This window comes from Agrobacterium sp. BT-220-3, from assembly GCF_025910175.1.
Taxonomy (GTDB): domain Bacteria; phylum Pseudomonadota; class Alphaproteobacteria; order Rhizobiales; family Rhizobiaceae; genus Agrobacterium; species Agrobacterium oryzihabitans.
Window position 1 is genome coordinate 99,271 of record NZ_JAPAIX010000007.1, and the last position, 25,978, is coordinate 125,248.

The 25,978-nt window shown below is 60.3% G+C and carries 21 protein-coding genes; 19 read left to right on the plus strand and 2 right to left on the minus strand.

From position 1 onward, the window contains the following. Window positions 1-63: 63 nt before the first annotated feature. From OK142_RS18065 to dhaL, 8 genes are all read left to right on the plus strand, one after another. Window positions 64-1,305 carry an ABC transporter substrate-binding protein gene (locus OK142_RS18065; protein ID WP_498684360.1) on the plus strand — a complete coding sequence of 414 codons (1,242 nt, stop codon included), beginning with the start codon at window positions 64-66 and terminating at the stop codon, window positions 1,303-1,305. 164 nt (window positions 1,306-1,469) lie between these two features. Beyond that, window positions 1,470-2,348 (plus strand): carbohydrate ABC transporter permease, encoded by an 879-nt coding sequence (locus OK142_RS18070; RefSeq protein WP_003504335.1) that lies wholly within the window; start codon window positions 1,470-1,472, stop codon window positions 2,346-2,348. Further along, on the plus strand, window positions 2,348-3,232 hold the full coding sequence (locus tag OK142_RS18075; RefSeq protein WP_498684363.1) for a carbohydrate ABC transporter permease: 885 nt from the start codon (window positions 2,348-2,350) through the stop codon (window positions 3,230-3,232). The genes OK142_RS18070 and OK142_RS18075 overlap by 1 nt, the downstream gene beginning before the upstream one ends. 3 nt (window positions 3,233-3,235) lie before the next feature. Next, complete coding sequence (locus OK142_RS18080) at window positions 3,236-4,351, plus strand: ABC transporter ATP-binding protein (protein WP_137039538.1); 1,116 nt, start codon at window positions 3,236-3,238, stop codon at window positions 4,349-4,351. 17 nt (window positions 4,352-4,368) lie between these two features. Further along, on the plus strand, window positions 4,369-5,874 hold the full coding sequence (locus OK142_RS18085) for an FAD-dependent oxidoreductase (protein ID WP_137039539.1): 1,506 nt from the start codon (window positions 4,369-4,371) through the stop codon (window positions 5,872-5,874). A gap of 86 nt (window positions 5,875-5,960) precedes the next feature. Next, entirely contained in the window at window positions 5,961-7,616 is a 1,656-nt protein-coding gene (locus OK142_RS18090) for a GMC family oxidoreductase (protein WP_498684365.1), read from the plus strand. A gap of 66 nt (window positions 7,617-7,682) precedes the next feature. Beyond that, window positions 7,683-9,782, plus strand: a complete 2,100-nt coding sequence (locus OK142_RS18095) for an FAD-binding protein (protein ID WP_498684367.1) — start codon at window positions 7,683-7,685, stop codon at window positions 9,780-9,782. A gap of 106 nt (window positions 9,783-9,888) precedes the next feature. Then, on the plus strand, window positions 9,889-11,577 hold the full coding sequence (dhaL, locus tag OK142_RS18100) for a dihydroxyacetone kinase subunit DhaL (RefSeq protein ID WP_498684369.1): 1,689 nt from the start codon (window positions 9,889-9,891) through the stop codon (window positions 11,575-11,577). Between the two features lie 65 nt (window positions 11,578-11,642). On the opposite strand, the gene OK142_RS18105 is transcribed toward dhaL, so the two are convergent. Next, window positions 11,643-12,869 (minus strand): MFS transporter, encoded by a 1,227-nt coding sequence (locus tag OK142_RS18105; protein WP_498684371.1) that lies wholly within the window; start codon window positions 12,867-12,869, stop codon window positions 11,643-11,645. A gap of 121 nt (window positions 12,870-12,990) precedes the next feature. Between OK142_RS18105 and OK142_RS18110 the strand changes: the two genes are divergently transcribed. Further along, the gene (locus OK142_RS18110) at window positions 12,991-13,584 is read left to right on the plus strand and encodes a TetR/AcrR family transcriptional regulator (protein ID WP_003498846.1); all 594 of its coding nucleotides are present in this window, start codon (window positions 12,991-12,993) and stop codon (window positions 13,582-13,584) included. Window positions 13,585-13,658: 74 nt separating this feature from the next. Here OK142_RS18110 and OK142_RS18115 read toward each other — a convergent pair whose 3' ends face one another. After that, on the minus strand, window positions 13,659-14,543 hold the full coding sequence (locus OK142_RS18115) for a LysR substrate-binding domain-containing protein (RefSeq protein ID WP_035243114.1): 885 nt from the start codon (window positions 14,541-14,543) through the stop codon (window positions 13,659-13,661). 133 nt (window positions 14,544-14,676) lie between these two features. Between OK142_RS18115 and OK142_RS18120 the strand changes: the two genes are divergently transcribed. The 10 genes from OK142_RS18120 to OK142_RS18165 all read left to right on the plus strand — a co-directional run bounded on the left by OK142_RS18120 (window position 14,677) and on the right by OK142_RS18165 (window position 25,975). Beyond that, window positions 14,677-16,227 carry an ABC transporter substrate-binding protein gene (locus tag OK142_RS18120; protein ID WP_498684375.1) on the plus strand — a complete coding sequence of 517 codons (1,551 nt, stop codon included), beginning with the start codon at window positions 14,677-14,679 and terminating at the stop codon, window positions 16,225-16,227. Window positions 16,228-16,250: 23 nt separating this feature from the next. Further along, the gene (locus OK142_RS18125; protein ID WP_498684377.1) at window positions 16,251-17,132 is read left to right on the plus strand and encodes a dihydrodipicolinate synthase family protein; all 882 of its coding nucleotides are present in this window, start codon (window positions 16,251-16,253) and stop codon (window positions 17,130-17,132) included. A 41-nt stretch (window positions 17,133-17,173) separates the two neighbouring features. After that, window positions 17,174-18,133: a nucleoside hydrolase gene (locus OK142_RS18130; RefSeq protein ID WP_498684380.1), complete on the plus strand. Its 960-nt coding sequence runs from the start codon at window positions 17,174-17,176 to the stop codon at window positions 18,131-18,133. Continuing rightward, complete coding sequence (locus tag OK142_RS18135) at window positions 18,130-19,110, plus strand: nucleoside hydrolase (protein ID WP_498684381.1); 981 nt, start codon at window positions 18,130-18,132, stop codon at window positions 19,108-19,110. Before OK142_RS18130 ends, OK142_RS18135 begins: the two co-directional genes overlap by 4 nt. After that, a complete protein-coding gene (locus tag OK142_RS18140) occupies window positions 19,107-20,081 on the plus strand; it encodes an ABC transporter permease (RefSeq protein ID WP_137039548.1) in 975 nt (324 codons plus the stop codon). The genes OK142_RS18135 and OK142_RS18140 overlap by 4 nt, the downstream gene beginning before the upstream one ends. Beyond that, complete coding sequence (locus tag OK142_RS18145; protein WP_035225792.1) at window positions 20,081-21,019, plus strand: ABC transporter permease; 939 nt, start codon at window positions 20,081-20,083, stop codon at window positions 21,017-21,019. The genes OK142_RS18140 and OK142_RS18145 overlap by 1 nt, the downstream gene beginning before the upstream one ends. A gap of 16 nt (window positions 21,020-21,035) precedes the next feature. Then, window positions 21,036-22,841 carry an ABC transporter ATP-binding protein gene (locus OK142_RS18150; protein WP_498684457.1) on the plus strand — a complete coding sequence of 602 codons (1,806 nt, stop codon included), beginning with the start codon at window positions 21,036-21,038 and terminating at the stop codon, window positions 22,839-22,841. Window positions 22,842-22,959: 118 nt separating this feature from the next. Beyond that, a complete protein-coding gene (locus tag OK142_RS18155; RefSeq protein ID WP_313607419.1) occupies window positions 22,960-23,418 on the plus strand; it encodes a DUF1801 domain-containing protein in 459 nt (152 codons plus the stop codon). A gap of 259 nt (window positions 23,419-23,677) precedes the next feature. Continuing rightward, window positions 23,678-24,715 (plus strand): NAD(P)-dependent alcohol dehydrogenase, encoded by a 1,038-nt coding sequence (locus OK142_RS18160; protein WP_498684388.1) that lies wholly within the window; start codon window positions 23,678-23,680, stop codon window positions 24,713-24,715. Window positions 24,716-25,090: 375 nt separating this feature from the next. After that, entirely contained in the window at window positions 25,091-25,975 is an 885-nt protein-coding gene (locus tag OK142_RS18165) for a helix-turn-helix domain-containing protein (RefSeq protein ID WP_137039551.1), read from the plus strand. Window positions 25,976-25,978 lie beyond the last annotated feature (3 nt).

The window sequence follows — 25,978 nt, forward strand, 5'->3', positions numbered from 1 at the left end:
TGAGGAGGACGGGTGACGGGGCGGGGATCTCCTCGCTTTAATTTGCGACAATGGGAGGAACATATGCGCAAATTTCTGACAACCACTGCATTGGCAGTGTCAATGATGGCCGGCGCTGCACAGGCGGCGGAAAATGTCGAAGTTCTGCATTGGTGGACATCCGGCGGCGAGGCGGCCGCACTCGACGTCCTGAAGAAGGACCTTGAGGCGAAGAACATTACCTGGACCGATATGCCTGTCGCCGGCGGCGGCGGCACGGAAGCCATGACGGTGCTGCGCGCCCGCGTTACCGCCGGCAATGCGCCGACCGCCGTTCAGATGCTCGGTTTCGACATTCAGGACTGGGCGAAAGAAGGCGCTCTCGGCAACCTCGATGAGCTGGCGGCCAAGGATGGTTGGGACAAGGTTATTCCGAAAGCCCTGCAGCGCTTCTCTAAATATGACGGCCACTGGATTGCCGCGCCTGTGAATGTGCATTCCACCAACTGGATGTGGATCAACAAGGCGGCGCTCGACAAGGCTGGCGGCAAGGAGCCGAAGAACTGGGACGAGCTGGTCGCCATGCTCGACAATTTCAAGGCGCAGGGCATCACGCCCATCGCCGCTGGTGGGCAGCCATGGCAGGATGCGACGATTTTCGACGCGGTCGTGCTGTCGCTCGGCACGGATTTCTACAAGCAGGCGTTCATCGACCTCGATCCGGCAGCACTTGGCGGCGAGAAAATGAAAACCGCTTTCGAGCGCATGACGAAACTTCGTACTTACGTGGATGACAACTTCTCCGGTCGCGACTGGAACCTTGCTTCCGCCATGGTCATCGAAGGCAAGGCCGGTGTTCAGTTCATGGGCGACTGGGCGAAGGGTGAATTCGTCAAGGCGAAGAAGGTGCCGGGCACGGACTTTGTCTGCGTCCGTTATCCTGAAACGCAAGGGGCGGTGACGTTCAACTCCGACCAGTTCGCCATGTTCAAGGTCGCTGCCGACAAGGTGCCGGCGCAGATGGAAATGGCCGCCGCAATTGAAAGCCCGACCTTCCAGTCGGCGTTCAATGTCGTGAAGGGTTCGGCTCCGGCCCGGTCCGACGTGTCCAACGAGGCCTTTGACGCCTGCGGCAAGAAGGCGATCGCCGATCTTGCAGAGGCCGACAAGAGCGGCAAGCTCTTCGGCTCGATGGCCCACGGTCACGCCAACCCGGCTGCCGTCAAGAACGCGATCTATGACGTCGTTACCCGTGAGTTCAACGGTGAACTGACGGCTGATGAAGCAATCGTCGAACTGCCAGCTGCCGTCGCAGCCGCAAAGTAAACGCGGAAAGTGCGGTGGGGGTTTTCCCCACCACACCAACACTCGCATGAAATCGCAGTCGAACCGGTCCGGGCGCCTCGCAGGCAGCCTGTCGCCTTCGGCTACCCAACTGACCGAAACGGCAAGCATCGGGCGCTGTTTCAAGGATCAAGGATATCTGCGCGATGACTGGTCGTAGTCGACTTCAGGAGCTGTTACCGAAGCTTGTTCTGGCTCCAAGCTTCGTCGTCATTATCATTTTTGTATACGGCTTCATCGCCTATACGGGTTTCCTGTCGTTGACGGACAGTAAGATGCTGCCCTCCTACAATTTCGTCGGGCTTCTGAATTACCAGCGGCTCTGGGCGCTGCCGCACTGGTGGCGGGCGATCAGCAACCTGGCGATCTTCGCGTCGCTTTACATCATCATCTGCTCGGTTCTCGGCCTGTTTCTGGCGATCCTGCTCGACCAGAAAATCCGGGGTGAAGGCTTCCTACGGCCGATCTATCTTTACCCCATGGCACTGTCTTTCATCGTCACGGGTACAGCGTGGAAGTGGTTTCTGGACCCCGGCATCGGCCTGCAGAACACCATGCATCTGTGGGGATGGGAAAGCTTCCAGTTTGCGTGGATCAAGGACCGCAATTACGCCATCTACTGCGTGGTGATCGCCGCCGTCTGGCAATCATCGGGCTTTGTCATGGCGATGTTTCTGGCCGGCCTTCGCGGCGTCGATAATGAGATCATCAAGGCGGCCCAGATCGATGGCGCCTCGACCGTCATGACCTATCGCCGCATCATCATTCCACTGATGCGGCCGGTCTTCCTGTCAGCATTCGTCGTTCTCGCGCACCTCGCCATCAAGGCCTACGACCTTGTGGTTGCGTTGACCGGCGGCGGGCCGGGGCAGGCGACCGAGCTGCCGGCGACATTCATGTATTCCTACACGTTCACGCGCAACTCCATGGGCATCGGTGCATCGTCGGCGATCATCATGCTCATCATGATCTTCTCGATCATCGTGCCCTATCTCTATTCGGAAATTCGCGGAGGGAAACGCTGATGAGCGGCGCTCCAAACCAACAAAACGCAATCAGCCACGGCCATCTGACGCGCGCACTGATCTATCTGGCGCTGATATTCTTCGCCATCTACTACATGCTGCCGCTCTACGTGATGGTGGTCAATTCGCTGAAACCCCTGGACGAAATCCGGCAGGGGGGCATGTTGAACCTGCCGCAGGTGTGGACCGTCGAGCCGTGGCTCTCCGCCTGGTCCACGGCGCAGATCGGCGTTCAGCCGACGGGTCTCAAGCCCTTCTTTATCAATTCGATCCTGATGGTCGTTCCGGCTGTCGCGATCTCCACCATCGTTGGCGCGCTGAACGGTTACGTTTTGACCAAGTGGAGTTTTCGCGGTTCGAACGTCTTCTTCGGGCTGCTGCTGCTTTCATGCTTCATCCCGTTCCAGATCGTGTTGATCCCCATGGCGCGCATCCTTGGCACGCTGGGTCTGGCCGGTTCGATCTGGGGTCTGATCATGGTGCACGTGATCTATGGCCTCGGCTTCACCACGCTCTATTTCCGCAACTACTATGAAGCCTTCCCAACGGAACTCGTTCAGGCGGCCCAGATCGACGGTGCGAGTTTCTTCCAGATTTTCCGCCGCATCCTTCTGCCATCCTCGGGACCGATCATCGTGGTCTCGGTCATCTGGCAGTTCACCAATATCTGGAACGACTTCCTGTTCGGGGCCTCCTTTTCGGGCGCGTCTTCCACCCCGATGACCGTGGCGCTCAACAATCTCGTGTCCTCGTCCACGGGGGTCAAGGAATACAACGTCCATTTCGCGGGCGCGATCCTCGCCGCCCTCCCAACCCTCATCGTTTACATCGTCTCCGGCCGCTACTTCGTACGGGGTCTCATGTCCGGCGCTGTGAAAGGATAAACCATGTCGTTTCTCGAAATCTCTCATCTGCGCAAATCCTACGGCGCGCTGGAAATTCTAAAGGACATCAATATCGAAATCGAGGAGGGCGGTTTTCTGGTGCTCGTCGGGCCTTCCGGCTGCGGCAAGTCCACCCTGCTCAACACGATTGCCGGGCTGGAACCCATCACGTCGGGCACGATTTCGATCAACGGCCGCAACGTTGCCGGCCTGCCGCCGTCGCAGCGCGACATCGCCATGGTGTTTCAGTCCTACGCGCTTTACCCCAACATGACCGTTGCGGGAAACATCGCGTTTGGAATGGAGATCCGCAAGGTTCCGAAGGAAGAGCGCGAGAAGGCGATCAAGCAGGTTGCCGATATTCTCCAGATCGGCCATCTCCTCGACCGTAAGCCGAGCCAATTGTCGGGTGGTCAACGGCAGCGCGTCGCGATGGGCCGCGCGCTGGTGCGCAACCCCCAGGTCTTCCTTTTCGACGAGCCGCTGTCCAACCTCGATGCCAAGCTGCGCGTCGACATGCGCACCGAGATCAAGCGGCTTCACCAGCGCATGAAGACGACGATCGTCTATGTGACCCACGACCAGATCGAGGCGATGACGCTGGCGACGAAGATCGCGGTTCTGAAGGACGGTGTTCTGCAACAGTTCGGCTCGCCCGCCGAGATTTACAATAATCCGGCAAACATGTTCGTCGCCGATTTCATGGGCTCGCCCGCCATGAACCTTTTGACCGGCACCATCGAGCAGGATGCCTCCGGACTTTCCGTTTCTCTTGCCAGACCGGATGGAGCGCCGATGCGTCTTCCCGTTGCGGCCGGCAAGGAGGCGCTGGCGTCCCATGCGGGCCGGCAGGTCATTTTCGGCATTCGTCCAGAAGCTCTGACCGACCCGGAAGGGGCGGACAGGAACGCCCGCACGCTTGCCGAGGGAGAATGCCACATCGAGGTCGTGGAGCCGGCCGGATCGGATACTTTCGCCGTCACCAAGCTCGGCGGCAAGGAGGTCGTTGCCCGCCTGCGCGCCGATGCCCGTATTCACGCCGGCCAGAACGCCCGTCTTGCCTTCAACCTCGACAAGGCCGTGTTCTTCGATCCGACGAGCCAGGCGCGTATCGCCTGAATATTTGATGGATCGGCATGATGAACAGTCCAGACATTATCATTATCGGCTCCGGTATCGGCGGCGCGACGGTTGCCGCAGGTCTTGCGGCGACAGGCGCCGACATCCTGATCCTCGAAGCCGGTGATTATATCGCCGACAGCCCGGTCAATCGCGACCAGCGCGCCATCTTTCAGAAGGGCCATTTTCGCCCCAAGGAGAGCTGGTACGAGGCCAATGGCGCTGCGTTCAATCCCGGCAATTATTACAATGTCGGCGGAAATTCGAAATTCTACGGCGCGGTGCTGTCGCGCTATCGCAAGGAAGATTTTAGCGAAATCCGGCACAGGGAAGGCGTTTCGCCCGCCTGGCCGTTCCCTTACGAAGAGCTGGAGCCCTGGTACAGCAAGGCGGAGGCGATGTATCAGGTTCGCGGCGAGCTGGGCGCGGACCCGACCGAACCCGAACATTCCGCCGCATATTCATTTTCCCCCGTTGCGGACGAGCCGCCGGTGGCGGATGTCCGGGCGCGCCTGAAGGCGAAAGGCCTGCATCCCTTCTCCCTGCCTTTGGCCATCGATATCGAAAAATGGCTTTCGAAAGGCCGGACCCCATGGGACGCCCATCCTAATTCTCGCGATGGCAAGATGGATGCGGAGACCGCAGCACTTCTCAAAGCCCTTGAATATCCGAACGTCAAAATCGAAACCGCCGCCAGAGTGACCAGACTTGAGGCTGGAGAGGGCGGTCGCATTGAGCGTGTCAATTATGAGCAGCACGGCGAGGCCCGCTCGGTCACGGCAAAACTGGTCATCCTGTCTGCGGGAGCCGTGCAGTCGACCGTGCTGCTGCTGCGCTCGGCGGATGAGCGATATCCGAAGGGTCTCGCGAATTCCTCCGATCAGGTCGGGCGAAACTTCATGAATCACAATTCGTCGGCTGTGATCGCCGTGTCGCCAAGCTTCCGCAACACGGCCGTCTATCAAAAGACATTCGGCTTCAATGACTTCTATCTGTCCGACGGCGAGGGCGGGCCGCCTCTTGGCAACGTCCAACTGCTCGGCAAAATTTCGTCGGCGATCCTGAAGGGAGCAATGCCCCGCATGCCGGAATGGCTGCTTCGGCAGCTGACCGGACACGCGATCGATTTCTACGCGATGAGCGAAGACATTCCTCATCCCGACAGCCGGATCATGGTTGACGGAAATCGCATCGTCCTCCACTGGCGGCGGACCAACTGGGACGCTCATCTGGCGCTGGTTGCAAAACTGAAAGGCATCCTCAAATCGATCGGTTTCCCGATCGTCTTGTCGAAACCCTTCGACAAACGCACGCCGTCGCATCAGTGCGGCACGATCCGCATGGGCAACGACCCGGCGACCGCGCCGCTCGACCCCTTCTGCCGTTCCTATGATCACCGCAACCTGTTCGTTGTCGACGCCAGCTTTCTGCCGACGTCGGCCGCCGTCAATCCGGCGCTCACCATTGCAAGCCAGGCGCTGAGGGTTGCCCATCATATCTCGACGGAGGATTTCGCCCCATGAGGCTGACACCCTCGCATGTCATGACCGCGATGTCGCTTTATGCCGGCGGCGGCCATCAGATCCCTCTAGTGTAACAGGATAGTTCGATGCGTTTCGACTATATCATCACCGGTGCCGGCCCCGCTGGATGTGTGCTCGCCAACCGTTTGAGCGAAGACCCCGATGTCAACGTCCTGCTGCTCGAAGCCGGTGGGGGAGACTGGAACCCGCTGTTCCACATGCCGGCCGGTTTTGCCAAGATGACCAAAGGCGTGGCGAGCTGGGGCTGGGAGACGGTGCCGCAAAAGCACATGAAGGGCAGGGTGTTGCGGTACACCCAGGCCAAGGTGCTGGGCGGCGGCTCATCGATCAATGCCCAGCTTTATACGCGCGGCAATGCGGCCGATTACGACACATGGGTCTCTGAGGATGGTTGCGACGGCTGGAGTTATCGCGACATCCTGCCCTATTACAAACGCGCCGAAGACAATCAGCGTTTTGCCGACGACTATCATTCCTATGGCGGACCGCTTGGGGTCTCGATGCCGGTTTCGGCCCTGCCCATCTGCGATGCCTATATCAGAGCAGGCCAGGAACTCGGCATGCCCTATAATCACGATTTCAACGGCCGGCAGCAGGCCGGCGTCGGCTTCTATCAGCTCACCCAGCGCAACCGCCGCAGATCGTCCGCATCACTCGCCTATCTCAACCCGATCCGGCATCGCAAGAACCTGACGATCAAACTCGGTGCACGCGTCTCCCGCATCGTGCTGGAAGGAAAACGCGCCATAGGGGTTGAGGTGGTCGGAAAATCCGGCTCGGAAATCATCCGCGCCGAACGGGAGGTCCTCGTCTCTTCCGGCGCAATCGGCTCACCCAAGCTTCTGCTGCAATCAGGTATCGGCCCGGCGGATCACCTGAAATCCGTGGGCGTAAAGGTGCTCCATGACCTGCCCGGCGTCGGTTCGAACCTGCAGGATCATCTCGATCTTTTCGTGATTGCCGAGTGCACCGGCGACCATACCTATGATGGCGTTGCCAAGCTTCACCGGACGATATGGGCGGGGCTTGAATATGTTCTGTTCCGTACCGGGCCGGTCGCCTCCTCGCTGTTTGAAACGGGCGGTTTCTGGTATGCGGACCCGGATGCGCGCTCGCCGGATATCCAGTTCCATCTGGGATTGGGGTCGGGTATCGAGGCGGGCGTGGAGCGGTTGAAAAACGCCGGGGTCACGCTGAATTCCGCCTATCTTCACCCCAGATCGCGCGGAACCGTGCGGCTGTCATCCTCTGATCCGGCCGCCGCGCCGCTGATCGATCCCAATTATTGGTCCGATCCGCATGACCGGAAGATGTCACTGGAAGGTCTCAAGATCGCCCGTGAAATATTCCAGCAGGCGGCGTTGAAGCCCTATATTCTGGCGGAACGTCTTCCCGGCCCCAAGGTCATGACGGATGATGAGCTTTTCGACTACGGCTGCGCGAATGCCAAGACCGATCATCACCCCGTCGGCACCTGCAAGATGGGGAACGGGCCGGAATCCGTCGTCGGCCTCGACCTCAAGGTGCATGGTCTGGAAGGGCTGCGCGTCTGCGATTCCTCCGTCATGCCACGCGTCCCCTCGTGCAACACCAATGCGCCGACGATCATGGTCGGAGAGAAGGGTGCTGACCTGATAAGAGGCCTTGGCCCCCTTGCACCTGCGATTTTCTCGCACGAACGCAATGAAACGCGCCCGAGGGCGCGCGCGCAGGTTCGATAGTCATTTCGCGGATCAGGCAAATTCGAGACGAAGCCTGCAAGGCAATTTACGAGGAGTACAACGCTCATGGACGCGACCGTCCCGCAGCATATTCTTGACGCGCTCACGGATGTGAACATGCCGCGTTTGCCGAATGCGGCCGGCCCGAAAGAGATGATCGTGCTCGGCGGCATTGATGTCCCGGTTCATCGCGCCGGCTGCGTCGTGGTCGGTTCCGGTGCCGCCGGGCTGCGGGCCGCAGTGGAAATGAAGCGACGCGGCGATGATGTCGTCATCCTCAGCCAGAGCGCGTGGGGCGGAACGTCGGCCTGTTCCGGATCCGACAAACAAACCCTCCACACCGCGAACACGGCCGATCAGGGCGACAACTTCAAGGCAATGGCGCAGGCTATCCGTAGTGGCGGCGCCATGGACGAGGACACCGCCTATGTCGAGGCGGTCGGATCTACGCGCATGATGGCCTCGCTGCAATTCCTCGGACTGCCCCTGCCGCAGGACCCGCTGGGCGGGACGCTCCGATATCAGACCGATCACGACGAAGTCGGCCGCGCGACCAGCTGCGGTCCGAGGACATCGCGGCTGATGGTCAAGGTTCTCGCGGATGAAGCAATCCGTCTGGATATCCCGTTTCACAATCACACCACCGTCGTTAAAATATTGACCGAAGGTCTGAGCGAGGAAAGGCGGGTCGTCGGCGTTCTCGCCATGCAGCCCCATGAACGCAGCGATACCAACCCGTTCGGGATCGCTCTCTTCGTGTGTCCGGTGATTGTGCTTGCAGCCGGAGGGCCGGGCGAACTTTATCGCGACAGCGTCTATCCCAATGGTTGTTTCGGTTCTCTGGGGCTGGCGCTGGAGGCGGGGATAGACCTCGTCAACTTGACGGAAAGCCAGTTCGGCATTGGCACGCGGCGAGAGGGGTTTCCCTGGAACCTGTCGGGAACATACGTGCAGGCCGTCCCGCATATTTATTCGCTGGATGCCGGGGGCAAAGAGCATCATTTTCTGGCGAACTACTATCGCACTACACAGGAAATGGCGTCCAACATTTTCCGAAAGGGCTATCAATGGCCCTTCCATTCGACCCGCATGCTCGATTTCGGTTCAAGTCTGGTTGATCTCGCGATCTTCCGTGAGTCGGCGGCCGGGCGGCGGGTCTTCATGGACTTCAATCGCAATCCGCTGGCAGTTACCGGCGATCTTCCTTTCAGCCTTGATCGTCTCGACACCGATGTCCGCAGCTACATCGAAAACGCCGGCGCGATGAAGGAACTGCCGATCGACCGGTTGCGGCATATGAATCCGCTCGCGATCGAACTCTACCGGCGCTACAAAATCGACATCGCCAGCGAACCGCTTGAGTTTGCGGTGAACAACCAGCACATGAACGGCGGCATCATGGTCGATACCTGGGGGCGGACCAATCTGGCGGGATGCTATTCCGTTGGCGAGGCCGCAGGTACTCATGGCGTGACACGACCGGGCGGAGCAGCACTGAATGCCGGGCAGGTGTTCGGCACACGCGTTGCCGAACACATCGGCGCAAGTGGTCGTGCGAAATCCTCGTCATCGGCATATATTGAAGCGGTGGCGTTAGCGGGGCTGAACGACCTTCTCGCCATTCTGAAGGAGGATAGTCGCCTGTCCGCCAGGGACATCCGCACCGAAATCCAGTCTCGCATGAGCGACAAGGCCGGGATGATATGCGATGCCGAAAGCGTTTCGCAGGCGCTTGCCGAGGCGCGTTCGCTCAATGTGACGATCCGCTCGAACGGGATCGCTTACGGACGGGCCGCCGAGGCGGTTCGCGCCGTTCAGTGGCAACAAATGGCGGTTGCTTCCGAGGCAGTGCTTGCGGCGTTGGATCACTTCATTCGCAACGGCGGCGGCAGCCGGGGCGCACGCGCGATCTGCGATGCTGACGGTGAACTGGTTCCGAACGTTGCCGCAGGCCCGCTGCAGGAATTCCGCTTTCGCAGGGAGAAAGATGACCATCGGAGCGAGCAGATCATCGTCAGGCTCAAAGATGAGGGCATGGTGATATCGACGCGCCCCAACCGCGTCTTTGATGAAAGCCGGAAATCCTTCTTTGAACGGGACTGGCCCGCCTGGCTCACCGGGCGCATCTATGATCTCGGCGAACGAGAAGGATGCGTCGGGGACTGATTTCGTTTTGAATTATGTCCGGACGAGACCCATTCACGCCTTTGACACGGCCGATCAGCACTCTATCCTCGCGCTCGCAAACTGAAGCGTCTTTCGGGAGAGAAGAATGAAGAAGCTGATCAACGATCCGTCTGCCGTCGTCCGCCACATGCTGGAGGGCGTCGTGGCTCTCAGCCCGGCCAGCATCCTTCTTGCCAACGAGAACGTGGTGATACGGTCCGGACTTCCGGAAGCGGATCAGCGAAAGGTCGCGGTGCTTTCGGGTGGCGGCAGCGGCCATGAGCCGGCGCATGCGGGTTACGTGGGGGCCGGCATGTTGACGGCTGCCGTGGCCGGAGACGTCTTCACCTCACCGAGCACCGATGCCGTGCTGGCGGGAATCAGGGCTTCTGCGGGGCCGGCGGGTGCGCTCGTGATCGTCAAGAACTACACGGGCGACCGGCTTAATTTCGGCCTTGCGGCGGAGCTTGCCCGGGCGGAAGGAATTCCCGTCGAGATCGTTGTCGTCGCCGACGATGTGGCGTTGAAAGATACCGTGCCCACCGACCGCCGCCGCGGCATTGCCGGAACGGTGCTGGTGCACAAGTTGGCCGGTGCTGCAGCCGAGCTTGGGTTGCCTCTAAGCGAAGTTGCGCAGGTGGCGCGAGGGGCTGTGGCCGGGCTCTCGTCAATGGGAATTTCGCTCGGTTCATGCACCCTGCCGGCTGTCGGGAAACCCGGTTTTACGCTTGGCGAGCGGGAGATCGAGGTCGGTCTCGGCATTCACGGCGAGCAGGGTGTCCGCAGAATGGAGATCGCTTCTGCGGATGATCTGACATCGCTTGTGCTGAACACGATCGAGGCCGACGGAAAGCTGAAGAGCGGAGATCGCGTCGTGCTCCTCGTCAATGGTTTGGGCTCGACGCCGCCAATGGAGCTGTCGATTGTTGCCCGTTCGGCGCTCAGTATTCTCGAGGCGAAAGGGGTAAGCGCCGAGCGTGCGTGGGCGGGCACGTTCCTGTCGGCGCTGGACATGCCGGGCTTTTCGCTTTCCATCATGCAGGTCGATGACCGGGCTCTCGAACTCATCGACGCGACAACGGATGCGACCGCCTGGCCACGCGGTGGTGCTGTAAACAGACATCGCATGCTTGCCTCGTCCATACTCCCGGTTGAAGCCCAGCCAGACCGGGAAATGACCGCCGCAGGCGCGCGTCTTCGGCAGGTGGCGGAAGATGTCGCAAAGGCCCTGATTGCCGCTGAACAGCAGCTGACGGACCTCGACAGCGTTACAGGCGACGGCGATCTCGGCACCAGCATGAAGCGTGGCGCCGAAGCGGTCCTCGCGCTTCCGGCTCAGGCCTTCGCGGATGTATCGAGCGGGCTGTCGGCGATGGGTGATGCCATGAGGAAGGCGATCGGCGGTAGCTCAGGCCCATTCTACGCAACGGGCCTCATGCGGGCCGCCCGGCATCTTGCGGGCTCAGATGCACCGACGGCAAAAGAGCTGGCGGAGGCATTCGTCGCTGCGGTTGAGGCCGTTTCCGAGCTTGGCGGTGCAAAGCCCGGCGACAGAACGATGGTGGATGCCCTTCATCCCGCTGCCGCCACTTTCCGTGACAGGCTGGCCGAGGGGCAGTCCGTCGAGGTTGCGTGGGGCGAAGCGGTCGCAGCCGGTGAGGCGGGAGCGGAAGCGACGAAGGACATGACGCCGCGCCTCGGGCGCGCCAGCTATCTCGGCGAACGCGCGAAGGGGCATGCAGATGGCGGCGCGGTGGCTGTCATGGTCTGGATGAGGCGGATAACCGTCCAATGAAACACCGGCAGGCCCCACCTGAGACGAGCTGCCGCGAGGATCGCGGCAGTCCATGATTGAGGGCACTACTCGGCAGGCTGCGCCACGGATATCGTGTCGGTGTGCCTGCCCTCTGAGGAGAGGTTGCGCTGACCGAGGGCGATGATGGTGACTGTCGACAGGCTTGCGGCAACCGACACCCAGAAGCCATTGTCCGGACCGAAATTGTCGATCACCCAGCCGGAGATGAAGGCGCCGAGCGCCATGCCGATACCGATGCCGGTCATCACCCAGGTCACGCCTTCCGTCAGCATCGATTCCGGCACGCGGCGTTCGATCAGGCCGAATGCGGTGATGAAGATGGGGGAGATTGCAACACCGCTGAGGAACACGGCGAAGGCCAGCAGGGCTACTGCCGTGGTTGCAAAGAGCAGCGGTAGAGCCGTCAGCGCAAGGACGCTGACGGCAATCAGCAACTGGCGATGCAGCGGTATCCTGGGGTTGATCGCGCCGAGAAGCAGGCCGACGACGAACGAACCAATGGCATAGACGCCGATGACGAGGCTCGCAGCTTCAGGCTGGCCGAGTGCCTTGGTGATGGCAACTGCGCTCACCTCGGCCGTGGCAAAGGTCGAACCGACGAAGATCAGGGCAAGTGTAATGATCTGGACGGGACGCAGGAAGATCGCGGAACGCTGCCTGCCTCCGCTTTCAACCGGGCGCACCTTGGGTTCCGTTGATCTTTGCAGAAGGAAGGCAAAGGTGCCAAGCGCAAGGAAGGTGGTGCTGATCATCATCCCGGCTTCCGGAAAGAGCGAGACCGCAAGACCGACGGAAAGCGATGCGCCGGAAATGTAGACCAGCTCGTCTGCGGCGGATTCAAAGGCAAAGGCCGTGTTGAGCTCTGGCCGGCCACGGAAGATCTCCGTCCAGCGGGCGCGCATCATGGCGGGGATGCTCGGCATGGCGGCGGCGAGGAAGGCCGAAAGAAACAGTGTCCAGACAGGCCACTTCTGGTTCGTGGCAATGATCAGGATCGCAAAGGCGATCACCGATAGGGTGGTGGCCGGGATGAGGACGCTGCTCTGGCCCCTGCGATCCACCAGACGGGAAATCTGCGGCGCGACAGCCGCATTGGTCAGCGCGAAGGTCGCCGAAACGGCACCGGCAAGCCAGTATTCGCCATGGGTCTGGGACAGCATGGCGACGATGCCGATCGGGGCCATCGCAATCGGAAGGCGGGCGAAGAAACCTGCGGCGGAAAAGCCTTTGGCGCCGGGAGCCCGGAAAATTTCTCTGTATGGATTAGACATCGGGATGGACCTTGTTTAGGGAGTATCCACCACACACATACGTGGCGTATGTAAATTAGATAATTGCATACGCGACGTATGTCAACTAATATACGTGGCGTATGTCGAGCAAGGAGAAAAAATGCGCAAACCCCGCAGCGAAATGATTGCCGAGACGCGGGCGAAGCTTCTGGCCGCCGGCCGCAAGGCGTTTGGCAGCATCGGATATGCCGACGCGTCCATGGACGACTTCACGGCCGAAGCGGGACTGACCCGCGGTGCGCTTTATCACCACTTCGGCGATAAAAAAGGCCTGTTGCTGGCGGTCGTGGGTGAAATCGATGCCGAAATGACGAAGAGGCTCTGTGACATCTCGTCAAGGGCCGAGACGCGATGGGAGGGCTTCATCGAGGAGAATGTCGGCTATGTCCGCATGGCTCTGGAGCCTGAAATCCAGCGTATCATGTTCCGCGACGGACCGGCCGTGCTGGGTGACCCCTCCCGCTGGCCAAATGCCAATGGCTGTATCTCGGCCGTTGCACGAAGCCTCGATGCGCTGAAACAGGAGGGGACTATCGGCGACATTGATCCTGAAGCATGCGCCCGTTTTATCAATGCGGCGAGCAGCAGTGCCGCCCAGTGGATCGCCAACTCCGACGACCCCGAAACGACGTCCAGACGAGCCGTGCAAAGCTTCCGGGCCTTTCTGGAAGGATTGCGGATCAGGAAAGGCTGAGCAGCCGCGGCATCATTTGAGCGGAGCAAATGCCGGAGGGCATGGGCCGATGACCGTGCGGTCTGCGGTTTCATTCATTCCGCTCGCAGCATCTCCTGCATTCGCCCGACGATTTCGTCGAGAATGGCAATCCTCTGGCCGCCGCTCGGGCGGATCGCGAAATAGGAGACTTCGATCCTCGGCTCGAACGGAATTGCAACAACCTCGGCCCCGGCGGAGCGGAGGCTGGTATTGTCAACGATGCCGATCCCCATGCCGGCTGCTGCGAAATGGCAGCAGTTCAGCATGGATGTTTCCATCGTGCTGACAGGCTGGTGATCTTCACGCGAAAAGGCCCTGTCGAGGGAAAGCCTCAATGGTGAGTTTCTGCCCGGAATAAGCACCCGTTCATCCATGAGGTCGGCCGGCGTTATGACGCTGCGTCCGGCCAGTTCATGGCCCGGCGCCATGGCGGCGACCGCGCCGGCGCTGTGGAGGCGGACGGCATTCTTTTCGACCATCCGTGGAGAACTGAAGACGAGGCCGAGATCATAACGGTTCTGCTCGACCATGTCCCAGATGTAGCGGCTGTTCTCCACGTCGATTACGAGCGGAATATCCGGCCGGTCGCCGATCGTGTCGATGATCGCCTGATGCAGATATGGCCGCACCAGCGATGTGACGCTGGCGATGCGCAGAACTGTATTCTTGTGCAGCCGGATGTCGGCGGCGGCCTGCCCGATCTGGTCAAGCCCGAGATAGAGGCGCTCCACCTCGCGATAGAGTTTTGTCGCTTCGGCAGTCGGCATCAGCCGGGCGCCCGCTCTTTCGAACAGGGTCATCTGTACGATGTCTTCGAGATCGCGGATCAACCGGCTGACCGCCGGCTGCGTCACGTTCATGGCTTCCGCCGCAGCCGTGATGCCACCGGTCATCATGACGCTGCGAAAAGCTTCGACCTGCCGTGGTTTTAATCGCAACCTTTGCTCCTCCCATAACATTCAGGCATGAACTCTGTACCAAATGCAATTTTTCTTTTCCATAAAGAAGCGTTAACTCCTCTTGATCGCGCGGGGAGAGTGCGCGCTGGAACAACCCGGAGGAGTCCTCACCATGAAGTTTTCTGCTGTCGCAGCCGCATTGGCAGCGTCTGTTTTCGCCATGCCGCTCGCAGGTCAGGCAAAGGACCTCACCGTTGGTCTGTCCGCTTCGACAACGTCCATGGATCCGCAGTTTTATGTGGTCGGCCCGAACAGCGCGATGGCGCGCAATATTTTCGACGGTCTTGTGAACCAGGACGAGAAGCAGCAAATCCAACCGGCGCTCGCCACCTCCTGGAAGGTGGTCGACGACAAGACCTGGGAATTCAAGCTGCGCGAAGGCGTGAAATTCCATGATGGCAGCGACTTCACCGCAGAGGACGTGATTGCCAGCATCAAGCGCATTCCGCTGGCCTCGACCAACAGCCCAAGCTCGTTTGCGGCCTATGTGAAGGCGATCACCGAGGTGACCGCCGTCGATCCCCTGACCTTACGCATCACCACGGCCGGCCCGACGCCGCTGCTGCTCAACAACCTCAGCCGTATCGCCATTCTGCCGGCCGAAATGGAAAAGGTAACGACGGGCGAGATGAACTCCGGCAAGGGCGTCATCGGCACCGGTCCGTTCAAGTTCGTTTCCTGGTCGCCGGACGATAATGTGGTGGTGGCGAAAAACGACGAATACTGGGGCGAAAAGGCCGCCTGGGACAAGGTGACGTTCCGCGTCTTCAAGAACCCGAGCGCCCGCGTTGCCGCCATGCTTTCGGGCGATGTCGACATGATCGAAAGCATTCCGACGGCCGATACCCGCCGGCTTGAGGCATCCGACAAGCTGAAGGTCGTCAACATTGCCGGCAACCGCATCATGTATCTGCACATGGATCAGGCCCGCGAGGAGTCGCCGTTCGCCAAGGGGCCGGATGGCAAGAACCCGCTTCTGAAGCCGGAAGTACGCCGTGCCCTGTCCCTGTCGATCAACCGTGAAGCACTTGTTGACCGCATCATGGATGGACAGGGCGTTCCGGCCGGTCAGGTCGTTCCCGAAGGTTATTTCGGTTACGATCCGGCAATCAAGGTCGATGCTTATGACCCGAACAAGGCCAAGGAACTGTTGGCAAAGGCCGGTTATCCCGACGGTTTTCAGCTAACCTTCCACGCCTCGAACGACCGTTATCCGAACGATAGCAAGGTCGCGCAGGCAATCGGCCAGTTCTTCAGTCGCGTCGGCGTCAAAACCGAAGTCGCGACCCTGCCGGGCAGCGTTTATTTCACCCGTGCCTCGAACCTCGAATTCAGCTTCATCATGGGTGGCGCCGCTGTCGAAACCGGCGAAGCCTCCGGCGTGCTGGGGCCTATCCTCGAAACCTATGGCGAGAAGGCGGGGCAGGGCAATCGCGGCCGTTATTCCAACCCGGAATTCGACAAGGATCTGAACGAGGCGCGTGCAACGCTTGACGATGCCAAGCGCGAGGAACTGCTGCGCAAGGCAACCGAAGTCGCCATGGGCGACCTCGGCGTCATCCCGGTCTTTTATCTGGCGAACACCTGGGCGGTGAAGAGCGACATCAGCTATGCCGGCCGCTCGGATGGCTACACGCTTCCCTACTACGTGAAGCCGAACTGATCCGAAAAAAGGAGCGATCCGCCATGTCTTTCAGCGGTGTATTTCCCTATCTCGTCTCGCCGGTCGATGCATCCGGCAAGGTGATGCAAGGTGTGCTGACGGATCTGGTGGATCATCTGATCGGCGAGGGCGTTCACGGCCTCGCGCCGCTCGGCAGCACCGGCGAATTTGCCTATCTCTCCCAGGAGCAGAGACGCTGCGTCGTCGACACGGTGATTTCGGCCAATCGCGGCCGGGTTCCCGTTGTCGCCGGCGTGGCGTCGACCTCGACCGCCGATGCGGTGGCTCAGACCGAATATATGGTGGAAGCGGGGGCGGATGGAATTCTGGCCATTCTCGAAGCCTATTTCCCGGTCAGCGACGAGGGTGTGGAAGCTTACTTCACCGCAATCGCGAAAGCGGCCAAAGGGCGGCCGGTGGTGCTCTACACCAATCCGCAGTTCCAGCGTTCCGATCTCTCTCTCCCGGTGATCGAACGGCTGAGCCACATCGACAATATCCGCTACATCAAGGACGCCTCGACCAATACCGGCCGCCTGCTTTCCATCATCGAACGAACCCGTGGACGAATGCAGGTCTTTGCCGCCTCCGCGCATATTCCGGTCTGCGTGATGATGATTGGCGGGGTGGGCTGGATGGCGGGACCCGCCTGCATCGTGCCCCGGCAGAGCATAGCGCTCTATGAAGCCGCAAGGGCTGGAAACTGGATGCTGGCGATGGAGATGCAGCGGCCGATGTGGAAGGTCAACGAGATCTTCGCGAAATATTCGATTGCCGCCTGCATCAAGACGGCGCTTGAGCTGCAGGGTTTCGCCGTTGGGGCGCCGATCCATCCGCAACTGCCGCTCGGAGAAGCCGCACGGGCGGAAATCGCCGACGTGCTGCGCGATGTCGGCGCGCTCTGAGTTTTTTCCCATCCCACACCACACATTGAAGGCATTTGAGAATGAAGCCGATTTCGATCATCGTCGATTGTGATCCCGGTATCGATGACACCATTGCGCTCCTCACCGCATTCGTGTCGCCGGAACTCAAGATCCTTGGCATCACGCCGGTCTGCGGCAACCAGCCGCTGGAGCGGACGGTGCGCAATGCCCTGCAGGTCTGCGAGCTCGGTGGACGAACCGATATTCCGGTCTATGCCGGCTGTTTCCGCCCGATGCTGCGTGAGCCGATCCATGGCCAGTTCCACGGCAAGACCGGGCTCGGAAACACCGTTCTGCCGGAGCCTGCCAAAAAGGTGGAAACCATGTCCGCCGTCGATTTCCTGATCGAAACGCTGGGCGGGGCGGCTGAAAAGGGCGAGCGTATCACGCTCTGCTGCCTTGGCCCGATGACCAATGTCGCAGTCGCGTTGCGCATGAAGCCGCAGATCGCCGAGGGCATCGAGCGCATCGTGATGATGGGCGGTGCCTATCGCGAACCCGGCAACCGCACGATGACCTCGGAATACAATGTTCTGGCCGATCCGCACGCCGTGCACGTGGTGTTTTCAAGCGGCATCCCGATTGTCGCGCTGGCGCTTGATGCCACCCATCAGGTGATGCTGAAGCCGGAACATGTCACCGAGTTTTCACGCGTCAGCGGTCGCATTTCGCAGACGCTGGCCGAGCTGATGGCCTTCTGGGACCGCAATGACGTTCCCCGCTACGGCTCGCGCGGCGGCCCGCTGCATGATCCGCTGGTCATGGCCTATATCCTTGCGCCGCATCTGTTCGAAACACAGAAGGCGCGGGTCTTCGTCGAATATGAAAGCGAACTCTGCATGGGACAGACGATTGCCGACTGGTATGGCAAGAGCGGCCTCGAACCCAATGCCGACATCGTCACCAGGGTTGATGCCGAGGGCGTCATCGCCTTCTTCCTGGAACGGCTGTCGCGTTACGCCGAAAAGGTGGTGGCATGAAAGAGCATAAGGTCATCATCGATGCGGATCCCGGCGTCGATGACGCCGCCGCCATCCTGATGGCGCTCGCCTCGCCGGAGATTGACGTTCTGGGCCTGTCCATCGTTGCCGGCAACGTGCCGCTGCACGACACCGTCGTCAATGCCTGCAAGCTGGTGGGCCTGAGCGGCAGGCGCGGCGTGCCGGTTTATGCCGGCGCCAGCGGGCCGCTGGTGCGCGAGCAGGTGCTCGGCAAATATGCCCGCATCGGCGCTTTCGATGATGCGCTGGTCAAGGCCGGCGGGATTGTGCCGGAAGAAGAAAATGCGGTGCAGTTCATCGTGCGAACCGCACGCGCCGCAGTAGATGCCGGCAAACAGATCACCATCTGCGCCATCGGGCCGATGACCAATATTGCGCTGGCGCTCGTCCAGCATCCGGATGTCGCGCGCGGCATCGGCCGGATCGTTGCCATGGGCGGTGCCTTTACCGCGCTCGGCCACCGCACGCCATGGGCGGAGTTCAACATCTACGCCGACCCGCATGCCGCCGAGATCGTCTTCCAGTCTGGTGTGCCGATCGTGCTGATGCCGCTCGACATGACGTTCAAGGCGCTGTTCACGGCCGAACATTTTGAAAGATTCCGCGCCGGCGGCGAAGCGGGTGGTGCGCTGTTCAACCTGTTCTCCACCTTTGACCGCAGCGATGTGAAACGCTTCGGTCGCCCGGGCGGGCCGATCCACGATGCGACCACGATCGCCTGGCTGATCCGCCCCGAACTTTTCAACAGTTGCGAAGCTTTTGTCGGCGTACAGGTCACCGGCCTGACAATGGGTTATACCTATGCCGATTTCTACAGGAAGATGGACCGGGCGGCCAATGCCACCGTCGTCACCGATATTGACGAGACCGGTTTTATCGAATTGCTGATCGAGCGCATCGCCCGCCATGGCGGCGAAGCGCTCGGCGGACAAACACCGGGAGGCTCAAGATCATGAGCGGATATATCCTAAGCCGGTCGATGCAGACCGTGCTCACCCTTCTCGTCATGTCGGTTCTGGTCTTTGCCGGCCTCTACCTCGTCGGCAATCCGGTCGACGTGCTGCTGAGCCCGACCGCGACGCCGGCTGAACGGCTGCAGGTCATCCAGTCCTTCGGTCTCGACAAGCCGGTCTGGGAACAATACTGGCTGTTCCTGACCCGCGCGCTCTCGGGCGATCTTGGCAATTCCTTCGTGTTCAACCAGCCGGCGCTGACGCTGATCCTGAACCGCATGCCCGCCACGCTGGAACTTGCCTTTGTTGCACTTTTCATGGCGCTCGTCATTGGCATTCCACTCGGCGTTTATGCCGGCCTGAAGCCGAAGGGCTTCATTTCCAAGTCGATCATGACCTTCTCCATCCTCGGTTTCAGCCTGCCGACCTTCTGGATCGGTCTCGTCATGATCATGTTCTTCAGCGTGTATCTGGGCTGGCTGCCGGCATCCGGCCGCGGCGATACCGTGTCCGTGCTCGGTGTGCCGCTAAGCCTCTTCACGCTGGACGGCCTGTCGCATCTTCTGCTGCCGGCCTTCAATCTGGCGCTATTCAAGATTTCGCTCGTCATCCGCCTCACCCGCGCCGGCGTGATGGAAACCATGCAGCTCGATTTTGTCCGTTTCGCCCGGGCCAAGGGCCTGACGGAGCGCCGGATCGTCACCGTGCATGTCATGAAGAACACGCTGATCCCGCTGATTACCGTTATCGGCCTCGAACTCGGCTCGCTGATCGCCTTCGCCGTCGTCACCGAAACGATCTTCGCATGGCCGGGCATGGGCAAGCTGATCATCGACGCCATCGGCGTTCTCGATCGCCCCGTCATCCTCGCCTATCTGATGATCACCGTCGTGATGTTCAGCGTCATCAATCTTCTGGTCGACATTCTCTATTCCTTGGTCGACCCCCGCGTCCGTCTTGAGGGGAATTCGTGATGACCGACAGCAAGTCCCCGACCGTTTCGGTTCACGCCACCGCAAACACCGATACCCGCGCGACCTCCCGTTCGCCGGGCCGGGAAGTCGTTTATGCGCTGCTGCATGACAAGCTCGCCTTGATCGGCATCGTGCTGGTGACGGTCTTCATCCTCGCGGCCGTTTTCGCGCCGATGATCGCGCCGCAGAACCCTTACGATCTCGCCCAGCTCGACATTATGGATGGCCGCCTGCCGCCGCTTTCGAAAAGCATGTCGGGCCTGACCTATCTGATCGGCACGGATACGCAGGGCCGCGACCTGTTCAGCGCCATTCTCTATGGCCTGCGAACCAGTATTCTCGTCGGCCTTTCGAGTGCGGCGATTGCACTCGTCATCGGTGCTTCCATCGGCCTTATCAGCGCCTATGCCGGTGGCCGGCTGGATTCCATCCTGATGCGTATCGTTGACATCCAGCTCAGCTTCCCGGCCATTCTGATCGCGCTGATCTTCCTCGCCATTCTCGGCCAGGGCGTCGACAAGATCATTCTGGCGCTGGTTGTCACGCAATGGGCCTATTATGCGCGCACAATCCGCGGCTCCGCGCTGGTGGAGCGCAAGCGCGCCTATGTGGACGCGGCCCGCTCCATGGCGCTGCCGGACCGCAGCATTCTCTTCCGGCATATTCTGCCCAATTGTCTGCCGCCGCTGATCGTTGTCGCCACCATGCGCGTCGCCTATGCCATCATGCTGGAAGCGACCCTGTCCTTCCTCGGCATCGGCCTGCCGGTGACGGAGCCCTCGCTCGGTCTGTTGATCTCGAACGGGTTTGAATATCTGCTTTCCGGTGATTACTGGATCAGCTTCTTTCCGGGCCTTGTCCTGCTGTTGCTCATCGTCGCGATCAACCTGATCGGCGATGCCCTGCGCGACATTCTCAATCCGCGACGGGAGGGCTGATGCCATGACCGCACCAATGACCAATCCGATCCTGTCGATTTCCAACCTCAACACGGCCTTCCGCGTCGGCGGCGAATGGCGCAATGTCGTCAACGATGTCAGCTTCGACATCAATGCGAAGGAGACCGTCGCCGTCGTCGGTGAATCCGGTTCCGGCAAGAGCGTCACGGCCATGTCGATCATGCGGCTTCTGTCGCCCGGCAATTCGCGGGTGACCGGCCGTATCGATTTCGAGGGCAAGGATCTCCTGTCTCTGCCGCTCGAGGCCATGCAGAAAATCCGCGGCAACCGCATCGGCATGATCTTTCAGGAACCGATGACATCGCTCAATCCGGTCCTGAAGATCGGCCAGCAGATCACCGAAGTTCTGGTGCAGCACCGCGGCATGTCGCATGCGCAGGCGGAAGCCGAAGCCGTGCGGCTGCTGGAGAAGGTGCGCATTCCCTCAGCGAAATCGCGTCTCAACGAATATCCGATGAATTTTTCCGGCGGCATGCGCCAGCGCGTTGTCATCGCCATCGCACTTGCCTGCGACCCGAAGCTGCTGATTGCCGACGAGCCGACGACGGCGCTCGATGTCACCATTCAGGCGCAGATCCTTGAACTGATCAAGACCCTGCAGGAAGAGGAGGGCATGTCGGTGCTCTTCATCACCCACGACATGGGTGTGGTCGCTGAAATCTCCGACCGCACGGTGGTGATGTTCCGCGGTGAGCAGGTTGAAACCGGCACGACGCATGATCTATTTGCCGGCGCCAGCCACCCCTATACGCGGGCCCTTCTGTCGGCCGTGCCGCAGCTCGGTTCGATGACGGGCAAGGACCGCCCGTTGCGCTTCCCGCTGGTGGACATGGCAACCGGCGAGATTCAGCCCGTCAAGCCGACGGAAGATACGGTCAAGCGGGATACGCCGCCAATCCTCAAGGTCGACAATCTGATCACCCGCTTCCCGATCAAGCAGGGTTTCCTGCGCAAGACGATCGGCCGCATTCATGCTGTCGAAGGGGTCTCGCTGGAGTTGCGGCAGGGCGAAACCCTCTCGCTTGTCGGCGAATCCGGTTGCGGCAAGTCCACTACCGGCCGCTCGATCATCCGGCTGACGGATCCCGTCTCTGGTAAGGTCAGCATCGGCGGCAAGGATGTGCTGAAAGCCGGTAAAGGCGAGCTTGCCGATATTCGCCGTGAAGCACAGATGATCTTCCAGGATCCGTTCGAAAGCCTCAACCCGCGCATCCGCATCGGCCAGGCGATCGCCGAACCCATCGTCACCCATGGGCTGGCGAGCGCTGCGCAAGCGCGCGAGCGTGTCGGCAATCTCCTGGAACGGGTCGGCCTTTCCGCCTCGATGGCGGATCGTTTTCCGCACGAATTCTCCGGCGGCCAACGCCAGCGCGTCTGCATTGCGCGTGCTCTGGCACTGGAACCGAAACTCCTGATCGCCGACGAATCCGTTTCCGCGCTCGACGTTTCGGTAAAGGCGCAGGTCATCAACCTGATGCTCGACCTGCAGGAAAAATTCGGCCTCGGTTATCTCTTCATCAGCCATGATATGGCTGTTGTGGAGCGTATCAGTCACCGCGTCGCCGTCATGTATCTCGGCGAGATCGTCGAAATCGGTTCGCGCCAGTCGGTGTTTGAAAATCCCCAGCACGATTATACCAAACGCCTGATGGCAGCGGTGCCGATTGCCGATCCATCTCGCCGGCAGACGCGGCGGATTTCCAATGAGGAGATCAAGAGCCCGTTCCGCGCCGCCGACTACGTGCCGCCGAAGCGCGTTTACGAAGAAGCCGGCGAAGGGCACTTCGTGCTGGTCGCATAGGGCCGTGGCCTCATTCTCTACTGGCTCGTCTTGACGACCGTGTGTACATTTGCTGTTCACGCTGGCCCACCCGGCCGGCGAGATCGTCAATGAGCACGAACGCTACGAGGTGGACGTGATGGTCGACAGGAAGTCGAACAAAGCTGCCGATATCGCGAAGACCGAGCCGGCGGATGCGGCGCCGAAGCTTCTTTCTGGCGGCAATCCCCAGATTGCTAAGGGTTATGGTAATGCGCCGGTGCAGGCCTATATCGCGGCCATGCCCGAGTGGAAAAGTGCTGTCGGAGCCCGGATCGACGCGTTGATCGAGAGCACCGTTCCTGGCGTGCGCAAGGCGGTGAAGTGGAACTCGCCTTTTTACGGCAGTGAGGATGATGTCTGGTTCCTCGCCCTCCATTGTTTTACCAAATACGTCAAGGTTACCTTCTTTGACGGCGCATCTTTGCAGCCGATGCCGCCGGGCACTTCCAAACAACAGAAAGTTCGTTACCTCGATATTCACGAGGGCGCATTCGATGAAGCGCAATTCATCGACTGGGTGAAACAGGCAAGCCAGTTGCCCGGCGAAAGGATGTGAGTGTCTCCGCGAACCTGTTTCGTGGGCTGTGAGCCAAAGCGATCGGGGGTGTGGCGAGCGAATCACGTCGTCCTTCAATTTCTGAAAAAGCGGCAGAGCATCGCGGATGATGAGAAATTCCGGGCACCTCGATACAGTTTTTCCTCCTTGAAGAAAAACCGGCTGATTCGGCCGATTTCTGTTTACTTTTGCCGAAGTTGCACCGCATCACGCTGTTTGAATTCGCTGCGAAAGCGCATCGCAAACGACGGAGGATGAGATGAAAGCACTGGTGCTCGAAGAAAAAGGAAAGCTCTCGCTCAGGGAGTTTGACATTGCCGGCAAGCTCGGACCGAAGGATGTGCGCATCCGCACGCACACGGTCGGGATCTGCGGCTCGGACGTCCATTATTATACCCATGGCAAAATCGGCCATTTCGTCGTCAACGCACCCATGGTGCTCGGCCATGAAGCTTCGGGAACGGTGATCGAAACCGGTGCCGAGGTGACGCATCTGAAGGCGGGCGACCGTGTCTGCATGGAGCCGGGTATTCCCGACCCGACCTCGCGCGCGTCCAAGCTTGGCATATACAATGTCGATCCGGCCGTCAGCTTCTGGGCGACCCCTCCTGTCCATGGCTGCCTGACGCCGGAAGTCATTCACCCCGCAACCTTCACCTACAAGCTGCCCGACAATGTTTCGTTTGCCGAAGGCGCCATGGTTGAACCCTTCGCTATCGGCATGCAGGCGGCGCTGAGAGCGCGCATCCAGCCCGGCGATATCGCCGTTGTCACCGGCGCCGGCCCGATCGGCATGATGGTGGCGCTGGCTGCGCTCGCGGGTGGCTGCGCCAAGGTGATCGTCGCCGATCTTGCCCAGCCGAAGCTGGATATCATCGCCGCCTATGATGGCATCGAAACCGTCAATATCCGCGAGCACAACCTCGCCGAAGCGGTTGCGGCTGCGACGGAAGGCTGGGGCTGCGATATCGTTTTCGAATGCTCCGGTGCTGCACCCGCCATACTGGGCATGGCGAAACTGGCGCGTCCCGGTGGCGCGATCGTCCTCGTCGGCATGCCCGTCGATCCCGTTCCGGTCGATATTGTCGGCCTGCAGGCCAAGGAGCTTCGGGTGGAGACGGTTTTCCGCTACGCCAATGTCTATGACCGGGCGGTCGCCCTTATCGCCTCCGGCAAGGTCGATCTGAAGCCTTTGATCTCCGCGACCATTCCTTTCGAAGACAGCATCGCCGGTTTTGACCGTGCGGTGGAGGCAAGGGAAACGGATGTGAAACTGCAAATTCTGATGCCGCAATAAGCTGTTCCGGCCAATCGGCCGCTGATGATCGAGCGGCAGATATCCTGCGGAAAAGTATGAGCGCGAACTGCCGGTGATCGGTGGATCGCGCTCTAAAAATTCATCACATCCCTTTCCCTCATGCGCATTATATGGGCGTATCACGCAAAATTGCGCAGGAAAATCGGCGCAACCGCCGGCTTTGTTTGCAGCATCCGCAGCGCACTATTCAATTCTCGACAAAAAACAGTCAAAAAAGTATCAGCAATTTCCCCGGCATGATGTGGAACTCTGCGCGGCAGGCCATATGCTCTCCGCCAACGCTTAGGGACGGGCCATAAAGAGGAATGGCTTTCTCCGTGAATGCGGCGGACGTGACTGAAGGGAGGAATATTGATGCAGCCCGATCTGGAACTGGTGCACATCCGCAAGGGCGAATCCTTCGCCGCCTGGCGGCATGGCTATCCGTTCCGTACCGTGCGCTGGCATTACCATCCTGAGTATGAAATTCATCTGGTCGTGGCGACATCGGGCACGTTTTATATCGGCGATTTCGTCGGTCGTTTCGGCCCCGGTCAGCTCATCATGACCGGTCCCAATCTCCCCCAGAACTGGATCAGCGAGATCGAGCCGGACGAGATCGTTCCGACGCGCTCTCTCGTGATCCAGTTTCCGGAGACCTTTATCGAGGATGCCTGCGCGTCCATGTCCGAGATGGACGTGGTGCGTGCCCTGTTGGACCGCAGCCGCCGCGGCATTCTGTTTGACGACGAGACGAGCGATCGTGTTCGCCCGCTGATCCTTCGGTTGATCGAGGCCCAGGGCCTGACGCGTCTGGCGCTTTTCTGGGAAATTCTCGACCTTCTGGTCAATGCCCCTGCGCCCGAGGTGCTGGCGAGCCTGAGTTATGAGCTTGATCTGACCGGCATTGGCGACAGCGGCATCAACCGCGCTTTGTCGCATCTGCGCCAGCACCTGACCGAACAGGTCGAGGAAATCGATCTCGCCGACATGGTGGGCCAGAGCCCGAGCGCCTTTTCCCGCGCCTTCAAGCGCCATACGGGCACGACGCTGGTGCGCTATCGCAATCAATTGCGCATCGATCTCGCCTGCCAGATGCTTCTGGCGGATCAGGACGTGAAGGTGGCGGAAGTCTGCTATGATGTGGGCTTTTCCAACCTTTCGAATTTCAACAGGCATTTCCTGAAGTTGAAGGGAATGTCGCCATCGAGGTTCCGGACCATATTCGCGGCCCAGAAGGCGGCGGTCATGGCGGATTAAACC